We start from the raw sequence: 12,845 nt of genomic DNA on the forward strand, positions 1-12,845 counted from the left end.
CATGAGCGAAAACATTATTCAAACCGCCAACCTGTGGAAAACATATCGCGACCGCGCAGCGGTCCGGGAACTTGATTTGACGATTAAAAAAGGAGACATCTACGGTTTCCTCGGCCCGAACGGCGCCGGCAAAACAACGACGATCCGCATGCTGCTCGGCCTGATCAAGCCGACGAAGGGCGTCATTCGCATCTTTGATAAAGACATCCGCAAGGATCGCATGGACATTTTGCGGCGTGTGGGCTCGCTCGTCGAATATCCGTCCTATTACGGGCATCTGAATGCGGTCGAAAATTTGGAAGCCCTGCGCCGGATTTTGGGCGCGCCCAAATCGCGGATTAGCGAAGTGCTCTCGATTGTTGACCTGACTCGGGACGCCAAACGGTCAGTCAAAGGGTATTCGCTGGGCATGAAGCAGCGTCTCGGCATTGCCAGCGCGCTGTTATGCCAGCCGGAGCTGCTCATTTTGGACGAGCCGACGAACGGTCTGGACCCGGCAGGCATTCAAGAGATCCGCGAACTGATCAAACGCATGCCCTTGGAACACGGCATCACGGTCCTCGTGTCCAGTCACTTGCTCAGCGAAGTGGAGCAGATGGCCAGCCGGGTCGGCATTATCCGTGACGGAAAAATGGTCTTGCAGGATACCATCGCGAACTTGCATAACCAGACAGGCAGTTCCATATGTCTGACGGTGTCGGAGCCGGAAGAAGCGATGAAGCTGGCGCGGGAGCAAGGACAGTTCGGCCAACGCCAGGGGTCAATGCTGACGTTCCCTTACATGGACGATAGCGCCATCGCCTTGCTCGTTCGCCGCCTGGTGGAACGGGATCATGCGGTGTATCGCGTGGAGGAGCATCGCCAATCCTTGGAGGACCTCTTCATGCGCGTGATCGGCGAGGGGGCTTCCATATGACAGGGCGGGCGCTATTTTCCGATTGGCTGAAGATACGCGGCAAGGGCATTTGGTTTCTCGTTTTTCTGGCACCGATCGGACTGACCGCGATGCAGGCGCTGAACTTCGGTTTGAGGCTCGATTACTTGAAGGAACAATACGCGGCCGATCTGTGGGGAGGGCTGCTCGAAAACGTGGTGATGTTCGTGCCGCTCGCCCTGATGTTGGGCGCAACGGTGCTCAGTTCGATGATCGCGGGCGTTGAGCATGAACAGGGTTCGTGGAAGCAGCTTTTGGCCATGCCGATCTCCAGAACGGCCGTATACACGGGCAAATTTTTGCTTGCTTGCGTGCTGCTGATCATTTCGTGTTTGTTGCTGACCGCTGGCATCGTCGTCCTTGGATTGGTGCTTGGATTCGATGCGGGAAGTATTCCGTGGGGACAGGCGATCACGCTCGGATTGATGCCGCTTGCTGGGGCGCTGCCGGTATTGTCGCTTGAATTTTGGTTGACCACGGTCAGCAAAAACCAGGCGCTGCCGGTAACCCTTGGCATTGTTTTGGCCATCGTAGGCTTGTTTTCGTTGTCCCTTTCCCCATATTTCCCGCTCGCTTGGTCCCAGATGGCTTGGAGCGGTCCGAATCCCTTGATGTTTGCGGGTATGGGCATTGGTGCGGGATTGTTGATCCTGCTGCTTGGCATGGTCCACTTCAGTCGAAAGGATGTGGCCTAGGATGAACTTTGCGACGACATATTTTCGAATCCTCTCGTCCGAGCGGCTGAAAATGGGGAAATCGCCGATATGGCTCCTGATTCTCGTCAGCCCGCTGCTTGCGCTGCTGCTTGGGATCACCGCCACGCCGGGCGGAAACTGGGCCGTGTTGATGAACGCGATGCTTTCCTTGCACGGCTTGCTGTTATTTCCTATGTTAACGGGCGTGTTTGCCTCGTTCGTCTGCCGCTTCGAACATGCCGGCGGCGGATGGAAACAAATGCTTGTCCTCCCGCTAACGCGCACAGGCGTATACTCAGCCAAATTGACCGTCGTGATGGTGCTGCTTGCACTCACGCAGTGTTTGATGCTCGGGTCCATCGTGCTTGGAGGCATGTTCCATGGCTTTACGCAGCCTGTCCCGTGGGGACTCCTTGCAGGCCATCTGCTGCTGGGACTGTTCGCCGCTCTGCCGTTAGCTGCTTTGCAAATGTTCGTATCGTTGGTGTGGAGCAGCTTCGCCGCACCGCTCGCGTTGAATTTCGGCCTGACCGTGCCGAATATTCTGATCATCAATTCGGCGACTTATGGTCCGTATTATCCATGGGCGCAGCCGATGCTGTTGATGATGCCGACAGGAAGCGGCGGCTTTGGCGCGTATAATGTGCCGCTCGGCACGTTGATTGCCGTGGTTGGCGGAAGCGCGGTATTTTTCCTGCTGATCGGGCTGCTGTATTTCCGGCGTAAAGAAATTTGAACGCAGGTACAGGTCGATGAAAATGAATACAACTATAAAACGTTTGCGGGCCGTGGTCTTGAAAATCATATTGCTCCTTGTCTCATTCGTTGTTCTGTGGGTGGTTATTCACCAAGTGCTTACAGCTTATGAAAAAGGAAAGTATCCTCCCATGGGGACATTCATCGAAGTAAACGGTGAAAAGATGCATGTCTACGCGAAAGGCGCCGGGAAGCAAACGATCGTGTTGTTGAGCGGACTCGGTACGCCGGCCCCCGTGCTGGATTTTGAACCGTTGATCAACGAGCTGGCTGAGAGGAACAAAGTGGTTATCGTGGAGGGCTTTGGTTACGGCTGGAGCGATGTGACCCACAAGGAGCGGACCGTGGAGAACATCGTGGAGGAGCTGCGAACGGCTTTGAAAAAGTCAGGGATCGAAGGTCCTTATATTCTGATGCCCCATTCCATGTCTGGTATCTACAGCATGTACTACGCCAACCGTTATCCGGATGAGGTCAGGGCGGTCATTGGCATCGATCCAACATTGCCCCAGGCGTTGGCATACTTTGGCGAGCGCGCGCCTACCGCACCTTCGTACATGGGTCTGGCAGCTCCGACCGGCGTGATCAGGTTGGCTATGCTCATCAATCCGGCAGACTTTTTGCCAAGGGCGGAAGAGGGGCTGTACTCGGTTGCGAATCTTGATAAGATGAGGGCAATTACGGCATGGAAGGGAACCAACCGAAACATCATCGATGAAACGAACGAAATTGGCAGTAACGTGGCCAAGACCGCCGACATGGCATTTCCCCCGGATGTTCCCGTCCTGATTTTTACAACAAAAGAAAACAGGGATGCAAAGGATGGAAAGACCAACGTGACGTTCTATCAGACTCAATTGCCGGACGATTCTGTCAGCCGAATCATCGTCATGGAAGGCGGCCATTACCTTCACTGGACGAAATACAAGGAAATAAGCCTGGCAGTCGAGCAGTTTACGTCGGACATTTTCGAGAAAGGGAACTGAACAGCGTTGGTTGGGCGCAAAAAAACAATAAGCCAGGGCCCCGTACAGCGAGGGGTGTCCTGGCTTATTGTTTTATGTTATGAAAAATCGTTATGCCAACGTTAATCGACGGATGCTCCCGGACAAAATGCTGCACGAACGTTCGAATTTCTCACGTTCCGTTTCATGGAGATGCAGCTCGATGATTTCCTGGATGCCATTGCCACTAATAATGGCTGGTACCCCAACGCAAACGTCTTTCTGTCCGTATTCCCCGTCCAGAATGGCGGATACGGCAATGATTTTGTGCTCGTCGTTCAGAATGGAACGCGTAATGTGGGCGAGGGCGTTGCCGATACCAAACTGCGTGGAGCCTTTGCGCGTGAAAATTTCCCATCCCGCATCCTTCGTTTTGCGGGCGATATCGTCGAGATCGAGATGTTTGAAACGCTCCTTGTGCTGCTCCAAAATGTGCATGATCGGCTTGCCGCCGATCGTCACGTGGGACCAGGCGACGAACTGGGACTCGCCATGTTCCCCGAGGGCATATCCGTGCACGCTGCGCGGATCAATGGAGAACACTTCGGACAGCAAGGTTTTGAGCCTGGACGAGTCGATGGAAGTTCCCGTGCCGATGACGCGTTCGCGCGGCAAGCCCGACAGCTTCCAAACCATATAAGTGACGACGTCAACCGGGTTGGCTGCAACGACAAAAATACCCTGGAACCCGCTGTCCATGATCGGAAGCACGATATCTTTGGTGATGGCCTCGGCCTCCTCCAGAAGGTCAAGGCGTGTCTGCCCCGGCTTGGGGTTGGCTCCGGCCGTAAGCACAATAACGTCCATGCTGGTGCAATCGGCATACGTTCCCGCGTACACCTTGGTGCGATTGTGCGTAAAGTCCATGCAATGGGAAAAATCGAGCGCTTGCGCAACTGCGCGGTCGTATGTCCGGTCAACCATCATGATTTCCCTGCATATGGACTGATTAATCATTGAATAAGCACAACTTGAACCAACCAAACCCGCCCCGATCACCGCTACTTTACCTGATCTGCCTAACACCTCGTTCAACCTCCGTTTTCGAATATAATCCGTTCATAACATGCATTATGTTAAGTAAGGTCTTATAAAATATGTCGGATTCCAAATATACGTTACATAAGATAACACATGAAAATGCTTTACAGCAATGATTCCCGTTATCGCGGGAGCGTAGTGGGGTAATGAGGTTAACAAAATTGACACGAATTGCGATGGAAATAGGTAACCTCCCCTTTTTTCGAGGCATGTACCCCTGAAAATGTCTGATTTCAACACGGGTGTCGAAGCAAAATGACAGCATTTGCATTTGCAGCGTTCGACACGACGGCATATGTGGCTTAAGTCGAAACAGGCGGGAATGTTTCGAAAAAAGCGACTGACAAAAGTTCTTATGAATCCCCAGAAACAGAAGAAAACCGTCAAAGGGATTATTCCATGAATTCACGAATACATACGGCAAATGATGAAAACAGCATGATTGAGCTTGTTTAACTGTTGCCCGATCCGATGAACGTTCCCCAAGAGGAACGCTGAAGCTATGTCCTTTGGTAGTCAAAGACTTCGATAACGGGAGGGAATTTCAAATGATTGAAGAAGCAGGAGCAACGACGGAAACAGCCAAGAGTCTGGGAATTGGGGCCAGCACTCTTCGTAAATATGCAGCGGCGCTGGAAGAACGGGGATACCGCTTTGAACGAGCCGCGAACAAATCGCGTCTGTTCAAAACAGAGGACGTGGAGTGCATTGAAAGACTGATGATGGAACTGCGAGAGCACAATATGCCGCTTGCCGATGCCGTAGTAACCGTCCTGGCCAATGATATGCGTGCCGATGACGGTCCCGAACCTGATGAGACAAATGATGAAATGGACGTTTCCAACAGTGGGCGGGAGGGAGCCGATCACGAGGTTGTGGGTGGCAGCGGGGAGCCTGCATTCGAGGCTGCCGCGCCATTGTCCATGCCATCGCTTTTTCCGGAAGTGGCGGCATCCTCCGTCCATTCCCGTATGGTGGAAGGGTTGGGGCAGCTGGTCAGCGAAGTGACGCATGGGGCCGTGGAACCGAAGGATGAGCAGACGCAGCTGCAGGAGCGGGTCAATGAACTTGAAGCAAAAATTGGGGAGCTTGCCGCCGTATATGAGGAATTGCTGGGGCAGATGGACAAGCAGCAGCAATGGATGAATGACAAATTGGAGGAAGAGCGGGATCGTGAGCTGGTTACCAATCTGCGCAGTTACCAGGGGAGACAACGCAAATCCAAGGGGGTGTCGTTGCGGATGTTGTTTGGGTTGTTGCCCAAAAAACATAAAGAGGCGTGACGAACATCGTTGTCCGCCCGTGCTATTCCTCTGCTTACGCTGCCTGATATAATAGTCTCCATACGATACCAGAAGACGGGCCGGGTACGATTTTGCACGCCACTGATGACAAATTCGAATCCCGGCTGCGATGTAGGAGGACATGTGGGACTGCGGCGAAGCTGGCAACGATGGATCGGATTTTGGACAGACCGACCCCGGAGGAAGGGCACAACCATTGCCGAAAGGTACACCGTTACCCGACTCCTTGGCATGGGTAGTTACGGACTCGCTTATTTATGCACGGATGAACATACGGGGCAGGAAGTCGCATTGAAGGAGTCGAAGCCCAGCAAAGGAACGCTTTCGGTGAGGCTGCTTGAGCGGGAAGCGGAAGTGATGGGCCGTCTGGAGCATCCTTTCATCCCCAAGCTGCTCGAATCGTTCAGTTACCTCGGCCGGAACTACCTGGCTGCGGAGTATGTACGCGGAGAAACGCTGGAGCAGTGCATCTTCGAGCAGGGGTGCGTCTATTCGGAACAGGAGTGTCTTGAACTGGTGGGTCGTCTGCTCGGACCGTTAAACCATGTGCATCAGCAGGGATACATTCATGGCGATGTACGCATCCCCAACGTCATCCTGCGTGACGGCCAGGTGCATTTGATTGATTTCGGCCTGGCGCGGCGCATGGGGGAACCGCTCCTGCCGGAATTGAAACGGCGAATGCGGGACGTTCCTTTACCGGAGGACGAGCCGGCGATTGCGGATCAGGATCTTCAGGATGTGGGGCATTTTCTGTTGTTCATGTTGTATTCCGCGTTTGAACCGGAAAAGGGGAAAGCTCCTGCAAGCTGGCAGGAAGAGCTTGATCTCTCGCCATCCATGCGAGTCATGCTGGAAAGGCTGTTAGGGCTTCGGCCCGGTTATGAAGGCGGCGTGCCCGAGCTTTTGGCCGAAGTTCGGGATATGCTTGAGGAGACGAAGTGAATTATTTTTCTGGTAAAAAAGTAAAGGTGATCTGATGCAATGGCTGCCATGATCCGAATAAAAAGGGTGCTCTCCAACCGCGATGCGGCTGGCAGGGCACCTCTTGTTTTGCACTCACCGGATAACAACCGCCGGGCGCGAGTTCCTTTCAGCAATTACGCCGCCGGATGCGTCGCATACATATCCGATGAACGCTGTATATTAACTGGAACTATATTTTCTGCTTTTGTAATAGCTGGAGCCGTGGCGGCTGTCCCGGTGCTTCATGTCCGACGAAGAATAACGCCGGTATGCATGCTTCCCGGAAGAACTGCTGTAGCGCCTGTAGACGCGTTTTCCCGAGGAGCTGCCATAATGTCTGCGGTGGGAAGAAGATTTGGAATCGAGAAGCTTGCCTAACATTTTTCTGAGCATCAGTTTCCCCTCCTTTCGTCTTCGGCCGTATATGCGAATATACGTTGCTTCGACGGGGGCGGTTTCGGTTTTTTTAGCACGATTCGTCTTTGCGGAATGCGGATGGATCCAATGTTTTCAGAAAAGTGTATTCATTGCATTGACGGGATATCGTATAATAGATTGTTGATGATGTTGCGGATTTTTTTGTTTTTGAGCGTTTCGAGAGTAGAATAGAGGAAAGAACAGATTAATTACGGACAAGGAGAAGTTATCATGATTACGTTGAAGACGAATGAACAGATCGGGAATATGAAAAAGGCCGGAGAGATTCTGGCTGCATGCCATAGAGAAATCGCCAAGATGATTCGTCCGGGAATCACGACCCAGGAAATCGATCAGTTTGCCGAAGCTTTTATGAAGAAAAATGGGGCAACGCCTGAGCAGAAAGGATACAACGGTTATCAATTTGCCACGTGCGCGTCCGTCAATGATGTGATCTGTCACGGTTTTCCGGGAAAATACGTGCTGAAGGACGGAGATATCGTCACGATTGACATGGTTGTCAATCTGAACGGTTGGCTTGCCGACTCGGCTTGGTCTTATGCGGTTGGGCAGGTAAGCCCGGAAGCCCGGCATTTGCTGGACGTCACCAAGGAATCCCTGTACAAAGGCATTGAAATGGCCGTAGTCGGCAACCGCATCGGAGACATCTCCCATGCAATCCAGGTATATGCCGAAGGCGAAGGACTTTCCGTCGTGCGCGAATTCGTTGGGCATGGCATCGGCGAGAAAATGCATGAGGAACCGCAGGTGCCTCATTACGGACCACCGCATCGCGGGCCGCGTCTCAAAGAAGGCATGGTGATTACCATCGAGCCGATGTTGAACATCGGAACCTATCGCAGCAAGCTGGATTCCGACGGTTGGACAGCGCGCACGCAGGATGGAAGCCTTTCGGCGCAATACGAGCACACCATCGCCATTACGGCTGACGGTCCAATTATTCTGACGGCTCAATAATAGATTGCACATTCAAAACCACGATATTTGGCGAAAGTCGGGCGGACACGTTTGTGATCCGCCTGTTTCGGTTTAAACTGTTAAGGAGTCAGGAACATAATTGGCCAGGGCCAGGATAGCCCTGGCCACAAAGGCCGGTACGGTCTACTGACAGCAAGGAGGTCATTCAGTTGTCCGAAAATGAACAGATTGTGCTGGCATCGCGTCCGGAAGGTGAGCCGACCAGGGACAATTTTCGATTTATCTGGTCTCCCCTGCCGCAGCCTGAAGCCGGACAGGTGCTGGTTCGCACGTTATATTTGTCCGTTGATCCATATATGCGCGGCCGCATGAAGGATGCCAAGTCTTATGCGCCCCCTTACGCGCTGGATGAGGTCATCAAAGGTGGAGTCATCGGTCAGGTGGTTGATTCGTCGGAACCGAACCTGCGCAAGGGAGATCTTGTGACCGGGATGTGGGGATGGCAGCGATTCGCTGCGGTAAACACGGCCGATATTTCCCTGATCGAGCCGGGAGAGGCACCGATCACGGCGTATCTAGGCGTGCTGGGTCTGACCGGACTGACCGCGTATTTCGGGCTTGAAGATATCGGCAAGCCGCAAGACGGCGAAACGGTCGTCATTTCCGGCGCCGCCGGAGCGGTCGGCATGGTCGCAGGACAGATCGCAAAAATCAAAGGGGCGCGCGTCGTGGGGATCGCGGGTAAGGACGAAAAATGCGCGTATTTGAAGGAACAACTCGGATTCGACGAGGTGCTGAATTACAGACGGGAGCAGGATATGTCGGCAGCGGTCGAACGCGCTTGCCCGGAAGGTGTCGATGTTTATTTCGACAATGTGGGAGGCGACATTTCCGATGCGGTACTCCGCCATATCAACCGGAATGCGCGGATTCCGTTGTGCGGGCAAATTTCGGCCTATAATCTGAAGCAGCCCGACGTTGGCATGCGCCCGCAGACATTGCTTCTGACCAATACGGCTCTGATGAAAGGTTTTTTGCTGGGCGATTATGCCAAATCCTTCAAGGAAGGAAGAGCCAAATTGGCCAAATGGCTTGCTGATGGGCTTATTCGGCATGAGGAAAACATTGTCGAAGGGTTTGAACGTACGCCGGAAGCGTTCATCGGATTGTTTACGGGCGACAATCTCGGCAAACAGCTCGTTAAGGTCGCGGATCCCGAATAGCGATGAAGTCGGGAAGAGCCGAAATCGTGACCTATGACAAAAGACACGTCATTCGCCAATGCAGCGCGAAAGACGTGTCTTTTGTCGGTTTATCGGGTTGCCGCATCCGAGGCAATGACTTCCTGATAATGTTTATACATATATACGCGCCAGCGCACGATCATGCCGAAAGCCAGCAGGAAAAAAAGTCCGCCCGTCTGCGGTATGGTGACGTAACGTTGGATGACTTCATGAAGAATAAGACGCACGGCGAGCAGGCCGAGCAAAATAAAAACAAAGCTGCGCGAACGAGTGGCAAAAATCTCGCCGTTAATCCGTTCGAACTTGGTGCTCCGTATGAGCGGGTACGAAAAGATGAACCAGCCAACGAGCAAGGCGATCAATGCCCACAACCACGGAACATGCGTCTCGGGCACGACAAACATAAGGAACCCGGTGCTCATGCCGAGCGGGGGAATCAAAATTTTACGAATGGTTACCGGCCTGTGGCTTGCCTTCATGCGAATGAAGATAGCGAGCAGTGCCATGACAAGCATACCGACGGTTGCGCCGATTTGAAGATATAACGGACTGATCTGAGCCACGGAAATATCCCTCTTTCCGGAAGAATAGTTTGACCCGCCCAGCGGATCTGCAAAAAAGTTGCTTGAATCTATGATTTCTATTATATCACAAAGAGATAAAGCCGATAGAATGCTAAGTGTGTCATTTATCGAATACTTCAAATCGAGGAATTACAAAATTTGCATTTATTTTCAACCAAAGCGGTACCGTTTATTCGGCGATGGAGGAATAACTTTCGTTCCGGGCACAGCAGCATGAGAGCAAACGCAGATCATGAAAACGTGCAGACCTTGGTGAGACTTTGACACGAATATGGAGGAAGACGCAGCATGAAAAGAACTCACAGGTCATCCGTATGGGTGATGGCTTCTTTGACAACCTTCTCGATCGTACTGGCCATCCCCTGGATTTGGTGGCAATCCGAGGCATCAACTCCGCTTGAAGTCCTGATTATCGACAAAGGGGCATCAGAGTCTCCCAATCCGGAACATAAAGGTTTGATCTGGTTGCTCAATCAGCAAAAAATCGTCCGAAAGAACGGGGAACGATATATGTACGACGAAAATGATGCGGACCGGGCTACGACCTATTCACCGTCCGTGAGCCGGCGGTTGCCCGAAGACATCATGACCGATACGGATATCATTTATGTAACGTCTTCTTTGAACCGACAAGGGAGTACGGGTTTAAACGAATCGAGTGCACGGGAAGGAATCACGGAGCAGGATATCGGCAAAATCCGTGAGGCGGCGTCCAGAGGAGTTCTGGTCGTTGCCGAGTATGGAACTTTGTCAAATACGTTATCCCCGGCGGCCCAAAAGCAGTTTTACGAGCTGATGCATGTAAGGAGCAGCGGTTGGCGGGGGAAATACATATCGCATTTGCAAAGCTCGGATGAAGTGCCGGAGCAAGTGATGAAACGTTACGAAGCCGAGACGCGGGCGAAATGGCCGTATTCCGGATCGGGTCTGCTGCTTATGCACGAGGACGGATCGATCGTTGTATTGTGCCACGGAACAGATATGCGAACCGAGGATAGCGGGCTTGCTTTTACCCAGGAGGGAACGAATTGGAGCGGCATTGATGAACGGATTCACTACGACAACTGGTTCGATATTGTAGAGCCGGATTCGAAAGACGCGGTGAAGGCCTGGTTCAGGACGGGATTGACGGATGCCGGGCGCCAAAAGCTGCAGGATGCCCGCATTCCTTTGGAATTCCCGGCCGTGATCCGGCATGACGACAACGTACGGACATACTATATGGCCGGTTCGTTTGACGAGTTGAACAACTATTCGTTTTGGCGCAGAATCAAAGGCTGGGACGTCATCAGGAACTGGCTGACTCCGAACCGGAAGGGCGTGCCTGACGTCATGTATTGGAAGGCATACGTGCCCATGATGAAAACGATCTTGCGGGAAGCGGAACGCGCGGTCGGGTCGCAGCCTTAGTATGAGGATAACGAAGAGTGAATCCGTAGAAGAAGGGTATGAATGTGGAAAACGTGATAGACCGGGAAAAGCCGATTTCGGTCCAAAGGGACAAAAAGAACGGCCCGCTTAGGCTATTGATTGCCGGAAGCGGCCGTTCGGATGTTTCCAATCATGCATCATGGACTGCGTGCTTGAAGCTATTGCATCTTACCCATGTGCTGCAGCCCGTTCAGGAATGCTGCCACGGTGAGGCGAAGGCTCTCGCCAGGATCGAAATCCATGGCAAATCCGCCTTGGGCGCCGATGGAGGCAAAGCCATGGCACAGGCTGCGCAAGCCGCGCACGGCATGCAAGGCCTCGGCCTTGGTCAATGGATAAGGCTGCAGGGTTCGCAGCAGCAGATCCAGGGTGGCACTGCTCGCGGCAGCAAGCTGCGGTTCGTCCCGGTCCGGCGCATGGAAGGAGGCTTCATACAGCCCCGGGTGCTCACGGACAAAGGCAGTGTAGGCTGCAGCGATGGCCTGGATGGCCTCGCCGCCGGAACGGCCAGCGGCAGCGAGCGTTAGGGCGTGGCCGAGCTGCTGCACGGACATCAGCGCCAATTCCTGGCGAAGCCCCGGAAGACCGCTGATGTGATTGTACAGCGACGGGGAGCGCACGCCCAGCCGCTGGGCCAGGGCGGCCAGCGTCAGCGCCTGGAAGCCGTCGCTGTCGGCGAGCTGGATCGCGGCGTTCAGCAATGCGCCGCGATCCAGTCCTTGCCGGGGGCTCATACGCGCCCCCCGGCAGGGCGCAGCCGCTGCTCGGCGTCAGCCGCGGCTGCCCGCATCGCCGCCGCGGGCTGGCGCAGCATCCGTCCGTGGCCTACGGCGAGCACGGACGGTTCCAGCTCGGCCAGCCGCTTCGCGCTGGCCAGGGCCAGTTCCCCGTTCCAGGTCGCAAGCGCGGGGAACGGGAAGAGCGGGCGCAGGCGGCCGGACACGGCCAGGCCGCCGCGCGACTGGTACGCGTCGCCGGCGATCAGCACGCGGCTGCGCGTATCCATGAAGGCCATATGCCCCGGCGTATGGCCTGGTGTGGCGATGGCGACCAGGGAGCCGATGCGGTCGCCATCTTCCAGCACCCGGTCCGGACGGGTGCGGATGCCTTTCGGCACGCTGCCCCGAACAGGGGTCTGGGGCTCGTGAGGCAGCAGGGAGGCGTCGCCCTTCAGCAGCAAGGCATCGCGAGAAGAGATGCACACTTCGGCATCCGGCAGGGCCTCGTGCAGGCGATCGAGTGCGCCTACATGGTCGCCATGGGCGTGGGTCAGAATGATGCGGGTAATCGGTTTGCCTAATGATCCGGCCGCCTTCAGAATCCCTTTGTAACTGAAGGGCATGCCTGCATCAATTAATGTTAAGCCGTCCTCTTCTTCCACAAGATATACGTTGACGGGAAAGAGACGGGGCAGAAACGAAACCTGGATGACATGATGTTCACGGGTCATGCGCATGGAGCATTCCTCCTCGAAAACTAATGATATTAGTAATATAACTAATGTGATTAGTTTTTGCAACGGGAACTTTC

At 54.0% G+C, this 12,845-nt stretch carries 14 protein-coding genes; 9 read left to right on the top strand and 5 right to left on the bottom strand.

What is annotated here, in order from left to right; translation table 11 throughout:
* The first annotated feature begins 1 nt into the window (after nt 1).
* Genes RSX24_RS26695 through RSX24_RS26710 form a run of 4 tightly spaced genes read left to right on the top strand, consistent with a single transcriptional unit; the run spans nt 2 to nt 3,371 of the window.
* Complete coding sequence (locus tag RSX24_RS26695; RefSeq protein ID WP_236417601.1) at nt 2-916, top strand: ABC transporter ATP-binding protein; 915 nt, start codon at nt 2-4, stop codon at nt 914-916.
* Nucleotides 913-1,629: an ABC transporter permease gene (locus RSX24_RS26700; protein ID WP_236417600.1), complete on the top strand. Its 717-nt coding sequence runs from the start codon at nt 913-915 to the stop codon at nt 1,627-1,629. The genes RSX24_RS26695 and RSX24_RS26700 overlap by 4 nt, the downstream gene beginning before the upstream one ends.
* 1 nt (nt 1,630) lies before the next feature.
* The gene (locus RSX24_RS26705; protein ID WP_236417599.1) at nt 1,631-2,365 is read left to right on the top strand and encodes an ABC transporter permease; all 735 of its coding nucleotides are present in this window, start codon (nt 1,631-1,633) and stop codon (nt 2,363-2,365) included.
* A gap of 22 nt (nt 2,366-2,387) precedes the next feature.
* Entirely contained in the window at nt 2,388-3,371 is a 984-nt protein-coding gene (locus tag RSX24_RS26710) for an alpha/beta fold hydrolase (RefSeq protein ID WP_343262268.1), read from the top strand.
* Between the two features lie 90 nt (nt 3,372-3,461).
* Here the strand turns inward: RSX24_RS26710 and RSX24_RS26715 are convergent, their stop codons facing one another.
* The gene (locus tag RSX24_RS26715; protein ID WP_343262269.1) at nt 3,462-4,415 is read right to left on the bottom strand and encodes an L-lactate dehydrogenase; all 954 of its coding nucleotides are present in this window, start codon (nt 4,413-4,415) and stop codon (nt 3,462-3,464) included.
* 563 nt (nt 4,416-4,978) lie between these two features.
* On the opposite strand from RSX24_RS26715, the gene RSX24_RS26720 reads away from it, so the two are divergent.
* The gene (locus RSX24_RS26720; protein WP_236417588.1) at nt 4,979-5,713 is read left to right on the top strand and encodes a MerR family transcriptional regulator; all 735 of its coding nucleotides are present in this window, start codon (nt 4,979-4,981) and stop codon (nt 5,711-5,713) included.
* 144 nt (nt 5,714-5,857) lie between these two features.
* The gene (locus RSX24_RS26725; RefSeq protein ID WP_343262270.1) at nt 5,858-6,679 is read left to right on the top strand and encodes a serine/threonine protein kinase; all 822 of its coding nucleotides are present in this window, start codon (nt 5,858-5,860) and stop codon (nt 6,677-6,679) included.
* Between the two features lie 201 nt (nt 6,680-6,880).
* Here RSX24_RS26725 and RSX24_RS26730 read toward each other — a convergent pair whose 3' ends face one another.
* Entirely contained in the window at nt 6,881-7,093 is a 213-nt protein-coding gene (locus RSX24_RS26730; RefSeq protein ID WP_236417585.1) for a hypothetical protein, read from the bottom strand.
* Between the two features lie 255 nt (nt 7,094-7,348).
* Here RSX24_RS26730 and map point away from each other — a divergent pair, with 255 nt between their 5' ends.
* A complete protein-coding gene (map, locus tag RSX24_RS26735) occupies nt 7,349-8,095 on the top strand; it encodes a type I methionyl aminopeptidase (RefSeq protein WP_236417584.1) in 747 nt (248 codons plus the stop codon).
* Nucleotides 8,096-8,265: 170 nt separating this feature from the next.
* Nucleotides 8,266-9,279, top strand: a complete 1,014-nt coding sequence (locus tag RSX24_RS26740; RefSeq protein ID WP_343262271.1) for an NADP-dependent oxidoreductase — start codon at nt 8,266-8,268, stop codon at nt 9,277-9,279.
* 89 nt (nt 9,280-9,368) lie between these two features.
* On the opposite strand, the gene RSX24_RS26745 is transcribed toward RSX24_RS26740, so the two are convergent.
* Nucleotides 9,369-9,863: a CcdC family protein gene (locus tag RSX24_RS26745; RefSeq protein ID WP_236417582.1), complete on the bottom strand. Its 495-nt coding sequence runs from the start codon at nt 9,861-9,863 to the stop codon at nt 9,369-9,371.
* Nucleotides 9,864-10,172: 309 nt separating this feature from the next.
* On the opposite strand from RSX24_RS26745, the gene RSX24_RS26750 reads away from it, so the two are divergent.
* Nucleotides 10,173-11,294, top strand: a complete 1,122-nt coding sequence (locus RSX24_RS26750) for a hypothetical protein (RefSeq protein ID WP_236417581.1) — start codon at nt 10,173-10,175, stop codon at nt 11,292-11,294.
* Nucleotides 11,295-11,473: 179 nt separating this feature from the next.
* Here RSX24_RS26750 and RSX24_RS26755 read toward each other — a convergent pair whose 3' ends face one another.
* Both RSX24_RS26755 and RSX24_RS26760 read right to left on the bottom strand, forming a co-directional pair.
* Nucleotides 11,474-12,049: a TetR/AcrR family transcriptional regulator gene (locus RSX24_RS26755; protein ID WP_236417580.1), complete on the bottom strand. Its 576-nt coding sequence runs from the start codon at nt 12,047-12,049 to the stop codon at nt 11,474-11,476.
* Nucleotides 12,046-12,771, bottom strand: a complete 726-nt coding sequence (locus RSX24_RS26760; protein WP_339275806.1) for an MBL fold metallo-hydrolase — start codon at nt 12,769-12,771, stop codon at nt 12,046-12,048. Before RSX24_RS26760 ends, RSX24_RS26755 begins: the two co-directional genes overlap by 4 nt.
* Nucleotides 12,772-12,845: the final 74 nt, after the last annotated feature.

The sequence above is a fragment of the Paenibacillus hubeiensis genome (genome assembly GCF_032334105.1).
GTDB lineage: Bacteria > Bacillota > Bacilli > Paenibacillales > Paenibacillaceae > Paenibacillus > Paenibacillus hubeiensis.